The following is a 19,555-nucleotide window of genomic DNA, read 5'->3' on the forward strand; positions in this document are numbered from 1 at the left end:
TTAGAAGAACGGGCTGATCATTTGATCAGCCCTATGGCCTCGCGGAAGGCCGGGTGGTCGGCGTTCTCCAGCCATTCGAAAATCACCATCTCGCTGGTCACGATTTCGATACCGTGATGCGCCAGCCGCCGCAGGGCGATCTCCTTGTTGAAGGGATCGCGCGAGGCGACGGCATCCGCCACCACCACGGGTCCGAACCCTTCCCGCCGCAGGCCGAGGGCGGTTTGCAGCACGCAGACATGCGATTCCCAGCCCGTCACCACCACCTGCTCGCGCTCCTGGTCGAGGGCTTGCGGCAGGTCCGGCTCGCCGGCCGCGTTGAACGTGCGCTTGGCGATCACCTGCCCCGCGAGCGGCAGCAGTTCCGGAGTGGTGGCGCCGAGCTTTTCGGGAATCTGCTCCGTGGCGATGACCGGCACGCCGACGAGCCCGGCCGCCAGTGCCAGACGCCCGGCGGTATCGATGGAGCGCTGCGCCCCGTCGATGACCGGGGCGAGGCGATGCTGAAAATCGACCAGCAGCAGAGTCGAACGTTGCGCGGCCAGCATGTGTTTTTCTCCCGTCTACGATCCGGTGTCTTTCGGAGACTAAAGCAATTCCAGCAAAAGTGGGAACCGGTTTTGCTGGAATTGCGTAAAAGCAAAGAGATAGAGCATCTCTCCGTTGCAACGGAAAGGAGAAATGCTCTATAGCATCAAGCCGAAAAGTGTGCGCACTTTTCGGAAAACTTGGTGCGCAAACAAATGGATAGAGCGGCGGAACGAGTCAGTTTGAATGCCGCCGCTCTAGAAACCGATGAACAGAATGTCGAGCGATCGCTTGAGCGCATCCTGGAACGCAGAGAGCGTGCCGACCCGCTGGGGCAACTCGCGCAGCGGAATGGCCACAAGCTCCGGCATCAACACGACGAATTCAACGCCGTCGATGGCGACGACCGGCGTGAGGCCATTGACCACCGACGCCTCCGCCCGTGGCACGAGCGGCGCGACGACGCGCGTCGCCAGCCCCTCCAGCAGATCGGCCTGGACATCGACCACGTAGCGCTGCTGGCGGCCGACGCCGGCATAAACATCGAACTGGGCCATCAGAGATGCCGGTACTCGTCCAGCAGCAGTCCCTCGCGCTCGACGCGCTCATTGTATGCGTCGATGGCTGCGCGGTTTTCCTCCAGCCAGCGCGCGCGCCGCGCCTGCGCGACAGAATGGGCCAGGCCGCTCTCGCATGCCTGCGACACGTTGACCTGCAAGGCCTTCGCCTCGGCCACGAGATCGACGGGCAACGTGACATTGGTCGCGCGGCGTATCTTCGATACGCGGGTCGAAACGGGCATGACAACACTCCGGATAAACTGATGCGCATAGCATATGCGCATCCAGAGCCACGGTAAAGTCCCGGACATTGAACCATTGGAGGACTTGAGCAAAAACGCGCGCGGGAGGATACTGCCGTCAACGATATAGGCATAATATGGCAATCGGTTGATGCACTGTAGGTGTGCGGCCGACAGGGGATGAAACGCCGAAGTCCGGGCAAGCAATCGGAAACACCTTTGATCACAGCGGAATATCTTTCCACCATCGCGCCCTGGTCGCATGAGCTGACCGCCGCGGAGCGGGAGCGGGCGGCGCGTGGCACCGTGGAGAAATGCTTCTCCAAGGGCGATTATATCTGCCATCAGGGCGACCGCATGAACTACTGGTGCGGGGTGGCGAGGGGCATCATCAAGGTGGGCACCATTTCGACGCACGGCAAGGCGGTCACCTTCACCGGCGTGCCGACATCCGGCTGGGTCGGCGAGGGTTCGGTGCTGAAAGACGAGATCCGCCAATATGATATCGTGGCGCTGCGCGATTCGCGCGTGGCGCTGATGCAGAAGGCGACGTTTCACTGGCTGTTCGAGAACTCGGTAGGCTTCAACCGTTTTCTGGTGCGCCAGCTCAACGAGCGGTTGGGGCAATTCATTGCCACCGTCGGCAGCGACCGCATGTTCGACGCCCGTCCGCGCGTCGCGCGGGCGCTGGGGTGGCTGTTCAACCCGGTTCTCTACCCCGGCGTGGGGAACTTCCTCGATATCAGCCAAGAGGAACTCGCGCTGCTGTGCGGCTTGTCGCGGCAGGTCGCCAACAAGGCCCTGAAGGAACTGGAGGAGGAAGGGCTCGTCACCGTGGACCGCGCCGGCGTGAGTGTCCGCGACCTCAACGGCCTTGCGACCTACGGCGCCTGAAAGGCGGCACGATCACCGGCAGACGACGCCTTGTTGACAAGGAAAGCGCCGCGTTTAACGCGACTATTTCGATCAAGACACAAAAATACAATGATACCTTGAAACACCCCGTTCTGTCTGTCAAGCGGACGGTTGCAAAAAAAACTATATCGGGCAAATTCTCCCTATAACAACGAGGGTGCGGCCCCCTCCAACACCGCGTCCCGTGGAAACGTCATCGAGCCTTTTCAAGGCTTTACAGAAGGGTTGATCGTCATGACGACGAGTGCTTCCGCACGTCTTGACACCTTTCCGAAGCTCCTTGCACACAATGCAGCCGTGCGTGGGACGCGGCCCGCCATCCGCCACAAGGATTATGGCATCTGGCAGACATGGACGTGGGCCGAGAGTTGCGAGATCGTGCGCGCCTACGCCGCGGGGCTTTCGGGCATCGGCGTGCGGCGCGGCGACGCGGTGGCCATCGTCGGCACCAACCGGCCCAAGCTCTACTGGTCGGTGATGGCGGCGCAGGTGCTCGGCGCCATCCCGGTGCCGGTCTATGCCGACGCGGTCGCGGACGAACTCGCCTATGTGCTCGCCAATGCCGAAGTGAAATACGCGGCGGTGCAGGATCAGGAGCAGGTCGACAAGCTGCTCTCCGTCTCGGACCGCCTGCCCAACCTAGTGCACCTCTTCTACGACGAGCCGCGCGGCCTGCGCGACTACGACCACGAGAAGCTGCATGCCATCGACGAGATCATCGCGATGGGCCGCGACGCGCTGAGGGAAAACGCCGTGCGCGAGCGTATCGACGCCAGCATCGAGGAGGGCACGGGCGGGGATGTCTCGATCATCCTCTACACCTCCGGCACGACGGGGCGTTCCAAGGGCGTGGTGCTGACGGCGAAGGGCTGCATCGACGCCGCCACCGACACCGTGACGTTCGACAAGCTCACCGACCGCGACGAGGTGCTCGCCTATCTGCCGCTCGCCTGGGTCGGCGACCATTATCTCAACTACGCGCAAGGGCTCGTCGCGGGCTTCTGCATGGCCTGCCCGGAATCACCCGAGACCGCCGAGCACGACCTGCGCGAGATCGGCCCCACCTTCTATTTCGCGCCGCCGCGCGTGTTCGAGGCGCTGCTGACGCGGGTCATGATCCGCATGGAGGATGCCGGGTCGATGAAGCGCAAGCTTTTCCAGTACTTCATCGGGGTGGCGAAGAAATACGGCGAGAAGCTGCTGAACGGCGAAGCCGTGCCGCTTCCCGGGCGGCTGCTCTACGGGCTCGGCGAGATCCTGATCTACGGCCCGCTCAAGAACGTGCTCGGCTTCAGCCGCATCCGCACCGCCTACACGGCGGGCGAGGCGATCGGGCCGGACCTGTTCTCCTTCTACCGGTCGCTGGGATTGAACCTGAAGCAGCTCTACGGCCAGACCGAGGCCTTCCTCTACGTCACCGCCCAGCCCGACGGCCAGATCCGCGCCGATACCGTCGGCCCGCCGACGCCCAATGTCGAGATCCGCATCGCCGACAACGGCGAGGTGCAGTTCCGCTCGCCCGGCCAGTTCCGCGAATACTACAGGGACGCGGAGAAGACCGCCGAGACGCTGACCGAGGACGGCTTCGTCAAGACCGGCGACGCCGGATTCTTCGAGCCGGACGGCCACCTCAAGATCATCGACCGCGCCAAGGACGTCGGCAAGCTCGCGGACGGCTCGCTTTTCCCGCCGAAATACATCGAGAACAAGCTGAAGTTCTTCCACAACATCAAGGAAGCGGTGGCCTTCGGCGACGGGCGCGGCTACGTCACCTGCTTCCTGAACATCGACCTCACCGCGGTGGGGAACTGGGCGGAACGCAACAACGTCTCCTACGCGTCCTATCAGGAGCTCGCCGGCCATCCGCGCGTCTACGAGATGCTGCAGAAGAACGTCGAGGACGTGAACCGGGCACTCGCCCGGGAGCCGCTGATGGCGGGCGCCCAGGTGCGCCGCTTCCTCATCCTACACAAGGAACTCGACGCCGACGACGGCGAGCTCACCCGCACGCAGAAGGTGCGCCGCTCCTTCATCGCCGAGCGCTACCAGCCGCTGATCGACGCGCTCTATTCCGGCAAGACGGAAGAGGACATCACCACCGAAGTGACCTTCGAGGACGGCCGCAAGGGCTCTATCTCCGCCCGCGTCAAGATCCGCGACGTGGCGGTGCTCCCGGTCCCGGCGACGAGCGCCCGCAAGGCGGCGTAAGGGGGCAACAATGAGAATAGTGGATATCACGGGAGCGCCGCACATGGGCAGCACAGGCGGAGCAGCGGGCGCTCTGCACAAGGGTGACGTCCTGCTCAACGTCGAAAACGTCTCGCTGCGCTTCGGCGGCGTCAAGGCGATCACCGACGTGTCGTTCGACATCCGGAAGGGCGAGATCCGCGCCATCATCGGGCCGAACGGCGCGGGCAAGACGTCGATGCTCAACGTCATCAACGGCTTCTACAACCCGCAGGAAGGGCGCATCACCTTCAAGGGCGAGACGCGCGCGCGCATGCGCCCCTCCGTCGCAGCCGCCCAGGGCATCGCCCGCACATTCCAGAACGTGGCGCTGTTCAAGGGCATGTCGACGCTCGACAACATCATGACCGGGCGCACGCTCAAGATGCACCGCGGCTTCTTCTGGCAGGTGCTGCGCCACGGCCCGGCCTTCCGCGAGGAGATCGAGCACCGCAGGTTCGTGGAGGAGATCATCGACTTCCTCGAAATCGAGGCAATCCGCAAGACGCCGGTCGGGCGCCTGCCCTACGGCCTGCAGAAGCGCGTCGAGCTCGGCCGCGCGCTCGCCATGGAGCCGGAACTCCTGCTGCTCGACGAGCCCATGGCCGGCATGAACCTGGAGGAGAAGGAGGACATGTGCCGCTTCATCCTCGACGTCAACAACCAGTTCGGCACCACGATCGCCTTGATCGAGCATGATATCGGCGTGGTCATGGACCTGTCCGACCGCATCGTGGTGCTGGAATACGGCCGCAAGATCGCCGACGGCGTGCCGAACGACGTCAAGAACGACCAGACGGTCATCGACGCCTATCTCGGCGTTCCGCATTGAGGGGGAAGCGCCACCATGGACATCCTGTACAACATCTTCATCGACCCCTTCGCGCAGATGGCCGGCGCGCCCGATCTGCTCGTGCAGACGCTGTGGGAGGGGCTCGTCTCCGGCGTGCTCTATGCGCTGATCGCGCTCGGCTTCGTGCTGATCTTCAAGGCGTCGGGCGTGTTCAACTTCGCCCAGGGCATCATGGTGGTGTTCGCGGCCCTCACGCTGGTGGGCCTGTTCGAGATCGGCGTGCCGGCGCTTCTCGCCCTCGTGCTCACCGTCGCCGTCATGTACGGGCTTGCGGTCGGCGTGGAGCGGGTGATGCTGCGCCCGCTCGTCAACCAGCCGGACATCATCCTGTTCATGGCGACCTTCGGCCTGACCTATTTCCTCATCGGGCTCGGCGAACTCGTCTTCGGCGGCAACCCCAAGTCCATGATCACGCAGGAGCTGTTCCTGCCCTCGGGCTCGGTCGAGTTCGAGATGCTCGGCGGCTTCGTCTCGCTGCAGAAGCTCGATATCGCCGCGGCGCTCATCGCCTCGATCATGGTGGCGGGGCTCGCCGTCTTCTTCCAGAAGACCCGCATCGGTCGGGCACTTCGCGCAGTGGCCGACAGCCACAAGGCGGCGCTCTCGGTCGGCATCTCGCTCAACCAGATCTGGGTCATCGTGTGGTTCACGGCCGGCGTCGTGGCGCTGACCACGGGCATCATGTGGGGGGCGCGCTCGGACGTGTCGTTCGCGCTCCAGATTGTCGGCCTCAAGGCGCTGCCGGTGCTCATCCTCGGCGGGTTCACCTCGGTGCCGGGCGCCATCGTCGGCGGCCTCATCATCGGGGTCGGCGAGAAGCTCGGCGAGTTCTACTGGGGGCCGCTCGTCGGCGGCGGCATCGAGAGCTGGCTCGCCTATTTCATCGCGCTTGTCTTCCTGCTGTTCCGGCCGCAGGGCCTGTTCGGCGACAAGATCATCGAACGCATCTGAGGGAGACACACCCATGTTCTACCGTGAGGCCGGTCAGTTCAAGACCAACTACGCCGACGACATGGCGATCTTTCCGATCCTGCAGGACAAGATCGGCGTCGCCCTCATCGTCGCCGCCGCCTTCGTCGCGGTCCCGCTTCTCGGCGGCAGCTTCTTCCTCAACGCGGTGATGATCCCCTTCCTCGTCTTCGCGCTCGCCGCCATCGGGCTCAACCTGCTCACCGGCTACACCGGCCTGCTGTCGCTTGGCAACGCGGGCTTCATGGGGGTTGGCGCCTTCGCCTGCTACAAGCTCACCACCGCCTTTCCGGAGGTGAACATCATCGTCTGGCTCCTCGCCTCGGGGCTGTTCTCGGCCGGCGTGGGCGTGATCTTCGGCCTGCCGAGCCTGCGCATCAAGGGCTTCTACCTCGCGGTGACGACGCTCGCGGCGCAGTTCTTCCTGCAATGGTGCTTCGTGCGCATCCCGTGGCTGACGAACAACAACATCTCGGGCGCCATCGAGGTGCCGACCCGCACGCTGTTCGGCGTCGCCATCACCGGCCCGAACGCCGCGCCGGAAGTGCGCTATCTCGTCGTGCTGTCCATCGTCGCGCTGCTGACGCTCGTCGCCGCCCATCTGGTGCACGGCCGCATCGGCCGCATGTGGATGGCGGTGCGCGACATGGACATCGCCGCCGAGCTGATGGGCATCCGGCTGCTGCCGACGAAGCTGCTCGCCTTCGCGGTCTCGTCGTTCTACGCCGGCGTCGCCGGCGCGCTGATGGTGTTCCTCTACCTCGGCTCGGCCGAGCCCGAGGCCTTTTCCATCAACCTGTCGTTCCTGATCCTGTTCATGGTCATCATCGGGGGGCTCGGGAGCCTGATCGGCTCCTTCATGGGCGCGGCCTTCATCTACATCCTGCCGATCGTCCTGCGCTACCTGCCGGAGAGCCTCGGTTTCTCCGTCGGCGCCGCGACGGTCGAGCACCTCAACTACATGATCATCGGCGCGCTGATCATCGCCTTCCTGATCGTCGAGCCGCACGGCCTCGCCCGCCTGTGGCAGACGTTGAAGCAGAAACTGAGAACATGGCCGTTCCCCTACTGATCGAACGGCCTCCAGATCCTTGAGTTTGCGCAGCTTTGGCGACGAAAAGTGGTGCCCACTTTTCTGCACGCTGCGCCAGCGGGCGCCGCAAAGGCCCCCACTTTCACCGGGAGAGAAACATGTCCAAGAAGTATCAAATCCTTGCCATGACGGCGGCCATCGCCGCGACCTCGGCATTCGCCGCCGGGCCGGCGCGCGCCCAGGAAGAGATCTACGTGCCGCTGTTCACCTACCGCACGGGGCCGTTCTCGGGCTCCGGCATTCCGATCGCCAACGGCATGAACGATTATCTGCAGCTCCTCAACGAACGCGACGGCGGCATCGGCGGCGTCAAGCTGCGCATCGACGAATGCGAAACCGGCTACGACGCCAAGAAGGGCGTCGAGTGCTACGAGGCGGTCAAGAGCAAGAACCCCGTCATCGTCAACCCGTGGTCCACCGGCACCACGCTGTCGCTCATCCCGCGCGCCAGCGTCGATAAGGTGCCGGTCCTGTCCATGGCCTACGGCCTTTCCGCCTCGGCGGACGGCGAGAACTTCCCGTGGATCTTCAACCCGCCGAACACCTATTGGGACGGCATCTCCAGTATCCTGAGCCATATCGGCAGCCAGGAAGGCGGGCTCGACAACCTAAAGGGCAAGCGCATCGGCTACATCTATCTCGACGCCGGCTTCGGCAAGGAGCCGATCCCGTTGCTCGAATCGCTCTCGAAGGAAATCGGCTTCGACCTCAAGCTCTATCCGGTGCCGGCCGACAACATCCAGAACCAGTCCTCGCAATGGCTCAGCATCCGCCGCGACAAGCCGGACTATGTCGTGCTGTTCGGCTGGGGCGCGCTGAACCCCACCGCCGTCAAGGAAGCCATCAAGATCAACTACCCGCGCGACAAGTTCATCTCCATCTGGTGGCCGGGCGAGGATGACCTGCGTTCGGCCGGGCCGCAGGCCAAGGGCTTCAAGACCCTCAACTGGCACGCCGTGGGCGCCAACTTCCCGGCCCTCGACGACATCAGGAAGCACCTCGTCGACGCCGGCAAGAGCAAGACCGACGCCAACAAGCTCGGCGAGGTGCTCTACAACCGCGGCCTCTACAACTCGCTGCTGATCGCGGAGGCCATCGCCAACGCGCAGAAGATCACCGGCAAGAAGGTGGTCACGGGCGAGGACGTGCGCCGCGGCCTCGAGACGATCGACCTCACGCCCGAGCGCCTGAAGGAACTCGGCCTCGAAGGCTTCGCCGAGCCGCTCAAGCTCACCTGCAAGGACCACAACGGCCACAATGCGACGTTCCTGCAGGAGTGGGACGGCGAAAAGTGGGTGCGCGTCACCGACCTGATCGAGCCGCTGCACGAGCGCGTCAGGCCGCTGCTGGAGGCCGCCTCCAGGGAATATGCGGAAAAGAACTCCGGCTGGCCCAAGCGCACCGAAGTCTGCGACGCGCCCGCATAACCTCTCGTTCGGACAAGATCCCTCTCCCGTAACGGGAGAGGGATGGAGGGTTTCTCAATGAGCCTCAATCCCGTCAATAGCGCGGCGCCGGCGCCCGCATCCGACATCATCCTGTCGGTCAACAACATCGAGGTGATCTACGATCACGTCATCCTGGTGCTCAAGGGCGTGTCGCTCACCGTGCCCAGGAGCGGCATCGTGGCGGTGCTCGGCGCCAACGGTGCTGGCAAGACCACCACGCTCAAGGCCATCTCCAACCTGCTGCACGCCGAACGCGGCGAAGTCACCAAGGGCAGCATCACGTTCAAGGGCGAGCGCATCGACCGCCTGTCACCCAACGAGCTGGTGCGGCGCGGCTGCATCCAGGTGATGGAGGGCCGCCATTGCTTCGGGCATCTGTCCATCGAGGAGAACCTGCTCACCGGCGCCTTCACCCGCCGCGACGGCTGGGCCGCCGTCAAGCGTGACATGGACAAGGTCTACGACTACTTCCCGCGTCTGCGCCAGCGCAAGAATTCGCAGGCCGGCTACACCTCGGGCGGCGAGCAGCAGATGTGCGCCATCGGCCGCGCCATGATGTCGAAGCCGTCGATGATCCTGCTCGACGAGCCCTCCATGGGCCTGGCGCCGCAGGTGGTGGAGGAAATCTTCGAGATCGTGCGCGAGTTGAACACCAAGGAAGGCGTGTCCTTCCTGCTCGCCGAGCAGAACACCAACATCGCGCTGCGCTACGCCACCTACGGCTACATCATGGAGACCGGCCGCATCGTCATGGACGGCGAGGCGAAGGCGCTGCGCGAGAACGAGGACGTGAAGGAATTCTATCTCGGCGTCGGCGGCGGCGACCGGAAGTCGTTCCGCGAAGTCAAGAGTTACAAGCGCCGGAAGCGCTGGCTCAGCTGAGAAAGCGCCCGTCAGCGCTACTCCGGCGGGCATCTGGCGCGTCCCTGCGCTTCCGGTGCTCATGGACAGAAGTCCACTCCGCTCTGGTTCTCGGGACACCGCACCATCTGCCTCACCGGAGCGCACTGCCGGATACTTTCCGGCTCCATTCGGATACCCCACGTTTGAGAATTTCGGAGACACGGCATGACCGCCTTCAATCACCAGATCGAGACCCGCGATCCCGCGGAGCGGGAAGCCGATCTGTTCGCCAACCTGCCCGCCGTGCTCGACGCGGCGCGGGAATTGCCCGCATGGGCCGAACGGCTTGCCGGCATCGATTCCGCCGCCGTCAGGGACCGGGCGGCGCTCGCGCGACTGCCGGTGCTGCGCAAGTCGGACCTGCCGTCGCTGCACGCGGCGAACCTGCCCTTCGGCGGGCTGCTGGCGCCGCCCTCGCCCATCTACTCGCGCCTCTTCGCCTCGCCGGGGCCGATCTTCGAGCCCGAGGTCAACGGCCGCGACGCGTGGCGTTCGGCGCGCGCCCTCCATGCCGCGGGTTTTCGCGCCGGCGAGATCCTGCTCAACACCTTCTCCTATCATCTGACGCCCGGCGGCTTCATCTTCGACTCGGGCGCCAACGCCCTCGATTGCCCGGTGATCCCCGCCGGCCCCGGCAACACGGAAGCACAGCTCCAGATCATCGAGGCCTATCGGCCCGCCGGCTACACCGGCACGCCGGACTTTCTGAAAATCCTGCTCGACGCCGTCCGCGAGAGGGGCGCCGACGCCTCCTCGCTCCGCAAGGCGGTGGTGTCGGGCGCGGCCTTCCCGCCCTCGCTGCAGAAGGAGATCTCGGCGCGCGGCGTCGAGGCCTATCAGGCCTACGCCACGGCGGAGCTCGGCGTCGTCGCCTATGAAACACCCGCCCGCGAGGGGCTCGTGGTCAACGAGGGGCTGATCGTCGAGATCGTGCGCCCCGGCACCGGCGATCCGGTCGCGGACGGCGAGATCGGCGAGGTGGTGGTGACGGCGCTCGATCCGCTGCACCCGATCATCCGCCTCGCGCTCGGCGATCTCTCCGCCATCCTGCCGGGCATCAGCCCCTGCGGGCGCACCAACCAGCGCATCCGGGGCTGGCTGGGGCGCGCCGACCAGACGACCAAGGTCAAGGGCATGTTCGTGCGGCCCGAACAGGTCGCCGAAATCGGCCGCGCTCACCCCGAACTCGGCAGGCTGCGCCTCGTCGTCACCCGCATGGACGAAGCCGACCACATGACGCTGCGCGCCGAGACGCCAATCACCAATCCCGCCGAGGCCAAGGCGCTGATCGGCACGCTGACGGCGACGCTGCAGAACGTCACCAAGGTGCGCGGCACGGTCGAGATCGTCGCGCCGGGCGAACTGCCGAACGACGGCAAGGTGATCGCCGACGAACGCGACTACACCTGACGCCATCGGCCCCCGGGGTCCTCGACCGCATTCCGATGCGGTAGGCTCGTCGGGATTCAGCATGAGAAAAGCCGGCGAACCTTTTCGGACGAAAAAGGTTCGCCGGCATATTTCTGCCGTTCAGATGGCGCCCGCCTCGCGCAGCGCCGCGATGCGGGCGGTGTCGAGCCCCCAGCCGGCGAGAACGGCGGCGGCGTCTTCCGCCGGGGCCTCGGGCGGCCCGGCGATCTCTCCGGGCGTGCGGCTGAAACGCGGCGCGGGGGCGGGCTGCGTCACCCCCGCCACTTCCACGAACGTGCCGCGCGCGCGGTAGTGCGGATGGTCCGCGGCCTCCTCCCAGTCGAGCACCGGGGTCACGCAGCAGTCCGTGCCGTCGTAGATCGCGGCCCATTCGTCGCGCGTCTTCTCGCCGATGCGGGCGGCGATCTTTTCACGATAGACGGGCCACAGCGCCTCGTTGTGCTGGTCGGCGAAATCGTCGAACGGCAGTCCCGCCCGCTCCAGGAAGGCGCGGTAGAACTGCGGCTCCATGGCACCGACGGCGAGCCATCGGCCGTCGGCGCATCGATAGACGCCGTAATAATGCGCGCCGCCGTCGAGCAGGTTGGCGCCGCGTCCGCCGCTCCAGGAACCCGCCTTCTGCATGCCGATGAGCATGGCCGACAACACGGCCGCGCCGTCGACCATGGCGGCGTCCACCACCTGCCCCTTGCCCGACCGGCCGGCTTCCAGCAGGGCGCAGACCACGCCGAAGGCGAGGAACATGCCGCCGCCGCCGAAATCGGCCACGAGGTTGAGCGGCACGACCGGCCCGCCGGCCTCGGTGCCGATAGCATTAAGCGCGCCCGACAGCGCCGTGTAGTTGATGTCGTGGCCCGCCGTCTTCGCCAGCGGCCCGGTTTGCCCCCAACCGGTCATGCGGCCGTAGACGAGGCGCGGATTGCGCGCGAGCGCGGTCTCCGGCCCCAGCCCGAGACGCTCCATCACGCCCGGCCGGAACCCCTCGATGAGCGCATCCGCCTCGCCGATGATATCGAGCAGCGCGCGCCGGCCCGCGTCCGACTTGGCGTCGATGGCGATCGAAGGGCGACCGCGCGCCAGCAGGTCGTAAGGCCCGTTCATGAGCGGCAGCAGGGGCCTGGCGTTCTTCGGATGCACACGGATCATCCGCGCACCCATGTCGGCGAGCATCATCGCCGCGAACGGCCCCGGTCCGACGCCGGCCATCTCGACGATCCTCACCCCGGCGAGAGGCCCGCTCATGTCCTTCCCCCCCTCACAGATCGCGCGCGATCACGAGACGCTGCACGTCGCTGGTGCCCTCGTAAATCTGGCAGACGCGCACGTCACGATAAATACGCTCGACCGGGAAGTCGGCCAGATAGCCGTAGCCGCCGTGGATCTGGATGGCGTCCGAGCATACCTGTTCCGCCATCTCGGAAGCGAAGAGCTTGGCCATGCTCGCCTGCTGGAGGCAGGGCAGCCCCGCTTCCTTCAGCGCCGCCGCCGAGAGCACCAGCTCGCGCGCCGCCGCGATCCTCGTCGCCATGTCGGAGAGCCGGAAGGCGACCGCCTGATGCTCGATGATCGGCTTGCCGAAGGCGATACGCTCGCGCGCATAGTCGCGCGCCGCCTCGAAGGCGGCCCGCGCCATGCCGACCGCCTGCGCCGCGATGCCGATGCGCCCGCCCTCCAGATTGGAGAGCGCGATGGCGTAGCCCTGCCCCTCCTCCCCCAGAAGCAAGCTTTCATGGATGCGCATGTCGTTGAAGGCGAGCTGGCAGGTGTCGGACAGATGCTGGCCGAGCTTCAGCTCCACCCGCACCACCTCGTAGCCGGGGGTGTCGGTGGGGACGATGAAGGCGCTGATGCCCTTCTTGCCCGCCTCCGGGTTCGTCACCGCGAAGACGATGATCGTCTTGCCGTTCTTGCCCGAGGTGATGAACTGCTTGGAGCCGTTGATCACGTAGTGATCGCCGTCCCTCACCGCGCGCGTCCTGAGCGCGCTCGCGTCCGATCCCGCCTGCGGCTCGGTCAGCGCGAAGCCGCCGATCGCCTCGCCCGAGGCGAGCGCGGGCAGGAAGCGGCTCTTCTGTTCCTCGGTGCCGTAGCGGTAGATCGGCATGCAGCCTACCGAGGTGTGCACGCTCATGATGGTCGAGATCGGCCCGCAGCCGGCGGCGATTTCCTCGACCGCCAGCGTATAGGCCACCTGCCCGGTGTCGGAGCCGCCGTATTCCTCCGGCAGCAGCATGCCGAGAAACCCGAGTTCCCCGAGTTCCCGGACGGCCTCGTGCGGAAATTCGTGCTTGCGGTCCCATTCCTCCGCGAACGGTTTCAGCCGCTCCTGCGCGAACTGGCGGGCGGCTTCCTGAATGGCGGCCTGATCTTCCGTCAGGATCATGGTGTCCTCCCCTGTTATGGCCCGGCCGTCAGTTCAGCCGCTCGACAGCGATGGCCGTCGCCTCGCCGCCGCCGATGCACAGCGAAGCGACGCCGCGCTTGAGGCCGTGGGTCTTCAAGGCCGCGAGCAGGGTCACGATCACCCGTGCGCCGGACGCGCCGATGGGGTGGCCGAGCGCACACGCGCCGCCGTTGACGTTGACCGTCGTGGGATCGAGGCCGAGATCGTGGATCGCCGCCATGGTGACGACCGCGAACGCCTCGTTGATCTCGAAGAGATCGACGTCGCCCTTCGTCCAGCCGGTGCGCTCGAAGAGTTTCTGGATCGCGCCGATGGGCGCGGTGGTGAACAGGTTGGGCGCCTGGGCGTGGGTGCTGTGGCCGCGGATGGCGGCGATGGGCGTGAGCTCCCGCTTCTCGGCTTCCGACAGCCTGAGCAGCACCAGCGCCGCCGCCCCGTCCGAGATCGAGGAGGAGTTGGCCGCCGTCACCGTGCCGCCCTCGCGGAAGGCGGGCCTGAGCGTCGGGATCTTGTCGAATTTTGCCTTCGGCGGCTGCTCGTCATCGGCCACGATGCGCTCGGCCTTGCCGGCCTTGACCGTGACGGGCACGATCTCGTCGCGGAACAGACCGCCCGTGATGGCTTTCTGCGCCTTGGTAAGCGACTGAATCGCGAAGTCGTCCTGCGCCTCGCGGGTGAACTGGTAGGCCTCGGCGCAATCCTCGGCGAAGGTGCCCATCAGGCGGCCCTTGTCGTAGGCGTCTTCGAGACCGTCGAGGAACATGTGGTCCGACACCTTGCCGTGGCCCATGCGGTAGCCGGAACGGGCGCGGTCGAGCAGATAGGGGGCATTGGTCATGCTCTCCATGCCACCGGCGACCGCGATCGTGGCGCTGCCCGCCTGCAGCAGGTCGTGGGCGAACATCGCCGCCTTCATGCCCGAGCCGCACATCTTGTTGACGGTGGTCGCGCCCGTGGACAGCGGCAGGCCGGCGCCGAGCGTCGCCTGGCGGGCGGGCGCCTGCCCCTGCCCCGCCGGCAGCACGCAGCCGAACACGACTTCCTCGACGGCCTCTCCGTCGACACCGGCGCGGGCGAGCGCCGCGCGGATGGCCGCGGAGCCAAGCTCGGCGGCGGTGACATCCTTGAAATCGCCCTGGAAGCCGCCCATGGGCGTGCGGGCGTAGCCTGCGATGACGATCGGATCATGCGTGGTCATGGTGGTCCCTCTCCCGGTTGCTTATTTCGCCGCCATCCGCAGCGCGCCGTCGAGGCGGATGACCTCGCCGTTCAGATAACCGTTCTCGATGATGTGCTGCACGAGCCCGGCGAACTCGGCCGGATGGCCGAGGCGGGGCGGGAACGGCACGGTCGCGCCGAGCGACGCGCGCACCTCCTCGGTCATGGCGGCCATCATCGGCGTCTCGAAGATGCCGGGCGCGATGGTCACGACGCGGATGCCGAAACGCGCCAGTTCCCGCGCCACCGGCAGGGTGAGGCCGGCGACGCCGGCTTTCGAGGCCGAATAGGCCGCCTGACCGATCTGGCCGTCGAAGGCGGCCACAGAAGCGGTATTGACGATCACGCCGCGCTCCCCGTCCTCGCCAGGCTCGTTGCGGGACATGACGTCCGCCGCGAGCCGCAGCACGTTGAACGTGCCGATCAGGTTGATGGCGATGACGCGGGAAAACAGCTCCAGCGAATGCGGCCCCTGCCGGCCGACGACCCGCTCGCCGGGCGCGACGCCGGCGCAGTTCACGAGGCCGTCGAGGTGGCCGAAAGCGTCGAGCGCAAGCTGCACCGCCGCCTCGGCCTGGCCGGCGTCGGTGACGTCGGTGGCGACGAAACGGGCGCCCGCTCCCAGTTCCCGCGCCTTCGCCTCGCCGGCCTCGCGGCCGATGTCGGCGAGCACCACCCTGGCGCCCCGTGCGACGAGATGGCCGGCCACTGCCGCGCCGAGCCCCGATGCGCCGCCGGTAATCAGGAAGACCCTATCCGCAACCTGCATGCATCCCTCCCGCTATTGCTGCTGCTGTGCCTGCTGCTGTGCCTGCTCCCTGGCCCTGGCGATCTCCTGATTGCGCAGGATGAAGCGCTGCAGCTTGCCGCTCGGCGTCTTGGGCAGGGCGTTGACGAATTCGATCTCGCGCGGATAGGCGTGGGCGGACAGGCGCTTGCGCACGTACTGGCGCAGTTCCTCCGCCAGCTCCTCGGAGGGCTCCACCTTGTCGGAGAGCACGACGAAGGCCTTGACGATCTCCGTGCGCTCGGGATCGGGCTTGCCGACGACCGCCGTCTCCACCACCGCCGGATGCTCGATGAGCGCGCTCTCGACGTCGAACGGGCCGATGCGGTAGCCAGACGAGGTGATGACGTCGTCGGAACGGCCGACAAAGGCCACGCTGCCGTCTTCCGCCTGCTCCATGACGTCGCCGGTCAGGTAGTAGCCGCCCACGATAGCAGGCGTCGGCTGGTTGAGGTAGCCGGTGAACCACAGGAGCGGCGAGCGCGCGATATCGACCGCCAGCACGCCCGGCGTATGCGGCGGCAGCTCCTTCAGGTTTTCGTCGACGATGGCCACGCGGTAGCCCGGCAGCGGCACGCCGGCCGACCCCTGATGCACCGTGTGCTTGAGGCGATGGTGGTTGCACACCACCATGCCGAGTTCCGTCTGGCCGTAATGGTCGTAAATCGGCGCGTCGAGATGTTCGGCGAACCAGCGGATCACCTCCGGGTTGAGCGGCTCACCGGCGCTGCTGACCCGCCGCAACAGGCCCTTGACCACGGCCGCCTCCTCGGGACCGGCGGCGATCAGCAGCCGGTAGGCGGTGGGCGAGCCGGCGAGGTTCGTCACGCCGTACTGCTTGATGACGCGGTAGGTATCCTTCACCGTGAAGGGGCCGTCGTAGAACAGCGTCGCATGGCCGATGAGCAACGGCCCGGTGACGGCGTAATAAAGGCCGTAGGCCCAGCCCGGATCGGCAATGTTCCAGAACACGTCGTCAGGGCGCAGGTCGACGGACTCGCGCATGTAGTCGGCGAAGCTGATCAGCGCGTTGAGCGGCACCGGCACGCCCTTGGGCAGGCCCGTGGTGCCGGACGTCGACATCAGCAGGAAGAGATCGCCGCCCCGGCGCAGCACCGGCTCGAACGTGTCGGACTGGCGGTCGAGCTCCGCCCTGAAGTCGATATCGCCTTGCCGCAGCGGCGTGTCGGACGACACGTTGGCGACCTTGAACGTCAGGCCCTCGACCTCGTCGAGCTTGGCCCGGTTCGCCTGGTCGGTGACGACGAGCTTCGCGCCGCTGGTGCGCAGGCGGTGCTCGATCGCCTTCGGGCCGAAGGCCGTGAACAGCGGCTGGTAGACGGCGCCCGCCCGCCACGTTCCCAGAATGGTGACAAGGAGATCGGGCGCGCGCGGCAACAGGCCCGCCACCACGTCGCCCGGTTCGACGCCCTGCGCCGTCAGCAGATTGGCGAAACGCGCCGAGAGCTTCTGCAGTTCGGCGAAGGTATACTGCTCCGCGCGGCGGTCCTGGCTTTCCCAGTAGAAGGCGACGCGACCGCTGTCCGCATAGCGGTCGATGGTCTCGACGCAGGCGTTGATGCCGTTGGCGAGGCTTCCCGCGAGCGTCGCGGCCTTCGCCTCCAGGTCGAAAGCCGCGTAGGCTTGCGCATAGTCGCGCTCGAAATTGCCGGTTGGCTGAACCAAGGTATTGCCTCCCACCTGCTGTTTCGTCTTTTCGACGCATGGCGTGCGAAACGTGGCGTGCGAAAAAACGGTCACACGCGAAACTTCTCGTTACCCTTGTGCTATCGCGCCTAGGTATGGCATTCAATGACCGATCCTGCCCGATTTGAGTGATCGGTTTTGCCATATCGGAGACGGAATGCAGCAGGCGAGCCAGCCGCCGCGGCGGATGATCACGATGGGGTTCGTGCTGGAGGCGCTGGAGCCGATGCGCGAGCGCGGCCTCGACGTGCTGCCGGTGCTGCGCCGCGCCGGCGTCGCGCCGGACGACTTGCGCCAGCCCGGCGGCCAGATCACGGCGGACCAGTACGGGGCGCTGTGGCTCGGCATCGCTGAAGCCCTGCGGGACGAATATTTCGGCTTCGGCGCGCGCGCCATGCGGCCGGGCAGCTTCACCATGATCGGCCGCGCGGTGCTCGACAGCCCCACCCTGGAGCGCGCCCTGCGCCGGGCGCTGCGGTTCCTCACGCTCGTCATCGACGAGCCGCGCGGCGAACTCACCGTCGAGAACGGGCTCGCCACCATCACCCTGCACGAGGATTCGAACCCCCGTTCACCCCCCCGCTCGGCCTTCGCCTACCGCGCCTACTGGATCATGCTGCACGGGCTCGTCTGCTGGCTGGTGGGCCGCAGGCTGCCGCTGCGGCGGGTGGATTTTCGCGGGCCCGAGCCGCAAAGCGGCGACTATTACCGGCAGTTCTTCGGCGCGCCTGTCACCTTCGATTGTCCCGCGAGCGTGCTCGCCTTCGACGCGCGCTACCTCGGCCTGCCGATCAACCGCTCGGAGGCGGCGCTGAAGGAGTTCCTGCGCCGCGCGCCCGCCAATATCCTGATCCGCTACCGCTACGATTCCGGCGTCAACGCGGAGGTGCGCGCCCGCCTCAACGACACGCCGCCGGCGGCGTGGCCGGATTTCGACGGCATGGCGCGGCTTCTGCGCGTGCCCGCCTCGACATTGCGCCGGCGGCTGCGCCGCGAGGGCGAGAGCTATGCCGAGATCAGGGACGAGATCCGCCGCGAACGCGCCTTCGCGGCGCTCGCCGCGACGGACAGGCACGTCAGCGACATCGCGGCCGAACTCGGCTTCGCCGAACCCAGCGCCTTCCACCGCGCCTTCCGCAAGTGGACGGCGCTGACGCCGGGCGCCTATCGCCGGCAGAAGCGGGCGGGGACGGTCTCAGCCTGAGGCGGGCAGGAACAGCGTGCGCGCCTTGCGCACCTCCTCGGCGATGAAATCGGCGGTGACGCGGATGCGCGCGAGGTCGCGCATGTCGCTGTGCACCAGCAGCCAGAACGTGCGCGTGAGCCGCACCTCGGGCAGCACCCGCACGAGGCGCGGATCGTCGGCCGCGAGGAAGCACGGCAGCACGCACAGCCCGGCGCCCGCCACCGTCGCCTGATATTGCGCGATGAGGTTCGAGCTCTTGATGCGCGGCACGATGTCGCGCGCGACCTGCGACAGGTAGTCGAGCTCCGGGGTGAAGATCATGTCGTCGATGTAGCTGACGAAGGGCCGGCTGGCGCAGTCCTCGGCGCTCGCGAGGCCGGCCCACAGGTCCTCGCGGTCGCGGGCGGCGAAGAGGCCGAGTTCGTATTCCGTCAGCAGGCGCGCATGCAGCCGCCCGTGCGAGGGCCGCGACAGGGTGATGGCGATGTCGGCCTCGCGCTGCGACAGGCTGAAGTTGCGCGGTGTCGCCACGATCTGGATATCGAGCCCCGGATGCGCCGCGGCGAGCCGCCCGATCACCGGCGCGAGAAACGCCGTGCCGAACCCGTCCGGCGCGCCGATCCGCACCGCCCCCGACACCGTGGAGCGGCTGTCGGCCATGTCGGACTGCAGCGCGATCACCGAACTCTCGATGCTCTCCGCATGCCGCAGCAGGTGCTCGCCCTGGGTGGTGAGCGTATAGCCCGCCATGCTACGCTCGAACAGCGTCGCCCCCAGTGCCCCCTCCAGCGCTACGAGCCTGCGGCTCAGCGTCGAATGGTCGATGCCGAGCCGCTTCGCCGCCAGAGTGAGCCGGCCGGCGCGGGCGACGGCGAGAAAGGACTGCAGCAGATCCCAGTTGAAGGGCTGGACCATGGCGAATCTTCCCCCGTGGCGCATGTTTCCCGTGGCGAACGTCCTGTCTGCCTATGCCGCGTATGTGAATCGGTGCACAGCGACACAGGAATTTTGCCGGTACCATGGCGCATATTTCCACGCTACACAAACAACGCCGCAAGCAGGCAGCAAAAAGACAATCACAAGAA

The 19,555-nt window shown here is 66.6% G+C and carries 18 protein-coding genes; 9 read left to right on the plus strand and 9 right to left on the minus strand.

What is annotated here, in order from left to right; genetic code table 11:
- Positions 1-17: 17 nt before the first annotated feature.
- The 3 genes from ACUSIJ_RS08795 to ACUSIJ_RS08805 form a co-directional block, all read right to left on the minus strand.
- The gene (locus tag ACUSIJ_RS08795) at positions 18-548 is read right to left on the minus strand and encodes an isochorismatase family protein (RefSeq protein WP_449308000.1); all 531 of its coding nucleotides are present in this window, start codon (positions 546-548) and stop codon (positions 18-20) included.
- A 237-nt stretch (positions 549-785) separates the two neighbouring features.
- A complete protein-coding gene (locus tag ACUSIJ_RS08800) occupies positions 786-1,085 on the minus strand; it encodes a CcdB family protein (protein ID WP_449308001.1) in 300 nt (99 codons plus the stop codon).
- Positions 1,085-1,330 (minus strand): type II toxin-antitoxin system CcdA family antitoxin, encoded by a 246-nt coding sequence (locus tag ACUSIJ_RS08805; RefSeq protein WP_449308002.1) that lies wholly within the window; start codon positions 1,328-1,330, stop codon positions 1,085-1,087. The genes ACUSIJ_RS08800 and ACUSIJ_RS08805 overlap by 1 nt, the downstream gene beginning before the upstream one ends.
- 219 nt (positions 1,331-1,549) lie before the next feature.
- On the opposite strand from ACUSIJ_RS08805, the gene ACUSIJ_RS08810 reads away from it, so the two are divergent.
- From ACUSIJ_RS08810 to ACUSIJ_RS08845, 8 genes are all read left to right on the plus strand, one after another.
- A complete protein-coding gene (locus tag ACUSIJ_RS08810) occupies positions 1,550-2,224 on the plus strand; it encodes a Crp/Fnr family transcriptional regulator (RefSeq protein WP_449308003.1) in 675 nt (224 codons plus the stop codon).
- A 255-nt stretch (positions 2,225-2,479) separates the two neighbouring features.
- Positions 2,480-4,453 (plus strand): AMP-dependent synthetase/ligase, encoded by a 1,974-nt coding sequence (locus ACUSIJ_RS08815; protein WP_449308004.1) that lies wholly within the window; start codon positions 2,480-2,482, stop codon positions 4,451-4,453.
- 43 nt (positions 4,454-4,496) lie between these two features.
- Positions 4,497-5,303 (plus strand): ABC transporter ATP-binding protein, encoded by an 807-nt coding sequence (locus ACUSIJ_RS08820; protein WP_449308005.1) that lies wholly within the window; start codon positions 4,497-4,499, stop codon positions 5,301-5,303.
- A gap of 15 nt (positions 5,304-5,318) precedes the next feature.
- Positions 5,319-6,275 carry a branched-chain amino acid ABC transporter permease gene (locus ACUSIJ_RS08825; RefSeq protein WP_449308006.1) on the plus strand — a complete coding sequence of 319 codons (957 nt, stop codon included), beginning with the start codon at positions 5,319-5,321 and terminating at the stop codon, positions 6,273-6,275.
- Between the two features lie 13 nt (positions 6,276-6,288).
- The gene (locus ACUSIJ_RS08830; protein WP_449308007.1) at positions 6,289-7,365 is read left to right on the plus strand and encodes a branched-chain amino acid ABC transporter permease; all 1,077 of its coding nucleotides are present in this window, start codon (positions 6,289-6,291) and stop codon (positions 7,363-7,365) included.
- A 119-nt stretch (positions 7,366-7,484) separates the two neighbouring features.
- On the plus strand, positions 7,485-8,813 hold the full coding sequence (locus tag ACUSIJ_RS08835) for an ABC transporter substrate-binding protein (RefSeq protein ID WP_449308008.1): 1,329 nt from the start codon (positions 7,485-7,487) through the stop codon (positions 8,811-8,813).
- 57 nt (positions 8,814-8,870) lie between these two features.
- The gene (locus ACUSIJ_RS08840) at positions 8,871-9,716 is read left to right on the plus strand and encodes an ABC transporter ATP-binding protein (RefSeq protein WP_449308009.1); all 846 of its coding nucleotides are present in this window, start codon (positions 8,871-8,873) and stop codon (positions 9,714-9,716) included.
- A gap of 186 nt (positions 9,717-9,902) precedes the next feature.
- A complete protein-coding gene (locus tag ACUSIJ_RS08845) occupies positions 9,903-11,147 on the plus strand; it encodes a phenylacetate--CoA ligase family protein (protein WP_449308010.1) in 1,245 nt (414 codons plus the stop codon).
- Positions 11,148-11,267: 120 nt separating this feature from the next.
- Here ACUSIJ_RS08845 and ACUSIJ_RS08850 read toward each other — a convergent pair whose 3' ends face one another.
- From ACUSIJ_RS08850 to ACUSIJ_RS08870, 5 genes are read right to left on the minus strand one after another with little or no spacing between them, the layout of a single operon-like run.
- Complete coding sequence (locus ACUSIJ_RS08850) at positions 11,268-12,410, minus strand: CaiB/BaiF CoA transferase family protein (protein ID WP_449308011.1); 1,143 nt, start codon at positions 12,408-12,410, stop codon at positions 11,268-11,270.
- Between the two features lie 13 nt (positions 12,411-12,423).
- Complete coding sequence (locus ACUSIJ_RS08855) at positions 12,424-13,551, minus strand: acyl-CoA dehydrogenase family protein (RefSeq protein WP_449308012.1); 1,128 nt, start codon at positions 13,549-13,551, stop codon at positions 12,424-12,426.
- A gap of 28 nt (positions 13,552-13,579) precedes the next feature.
- On the minus strand, positions 13,580-14,770 hold the full coding sequence (locus ACUSIJ_RS08860; protein ID WP_449308013.1) for an acetyl-CoA C-acyltransferase: 1,191 nt from the start codon (positions 14,768-14,770) through the stop codon (positions 13,580-13,582).
- Positions 14,771-14,791: 21 nt separating this feature from the next.
- Entirely contained in the window at positions 14,792-15,559 is a 768-nt protein-coding gene (locus ACUSIJ_RS08865) for a 3-hydroxyacyl-CoA dehydrogenase (RefSeq protein WP_449308014.1), read from the minus strand.
- 12 nt (positions 15,560-15,571) lie between these two features.
- Positions 15,572-17,263 (minus strand): acyl-CoA synthetase, encoded by a 1,692-nt coding sequence (locus ACUSIJ_RS08870; RefSeq protein WP_449308015.1) that lies wholly within the window; start codon positions 17,261-17,263, stop codon positions 15,572-15,574.
- 178 nt (positions 17,264-17,441) lie between these two features.
- Here ACUSIJ_RS08870 and ACUSIJ_RS08875 point away from each other — a divergent pair, with 178 nt between their 5' ends.
- Positions 17,442-18,488, plus strand: a complete 1,047-nt coding sequence (locus ACUSIJ_RS08875) for an AraC family transcriptional regulator (RefSeq protein ID WP_449308016.1) — start codon at positions 17,442-17,444, stop codon at positions 18,486-18,488.
- Here the strand turns inward: ACUSIJ_RS08875 and ACUSIJ_RS08880 are convergent.
- Positions 18,480-19,385 (minus strand): LysR family transcriptional regulator, encoded by a 906-nt coding sequence (locus ACUSIJ_RS08880; RefSeq protein ID WP_449308017.1) that lies wholly within the window; start codon positions 19,383-19,385, stop codon positions 18,480-18,482. The two genes, ACUSIJ_RS08875 and ACUSIJ_RS08880, sit on opposite strands and share 9 nt — an antisense overlap.
- Between the last annotated feature and the right edge of the window lie 170 nt (positions 19,386-19,555).

The organism is Pseudochelatococcus sp. B33, from assembly GCF_053570585.1.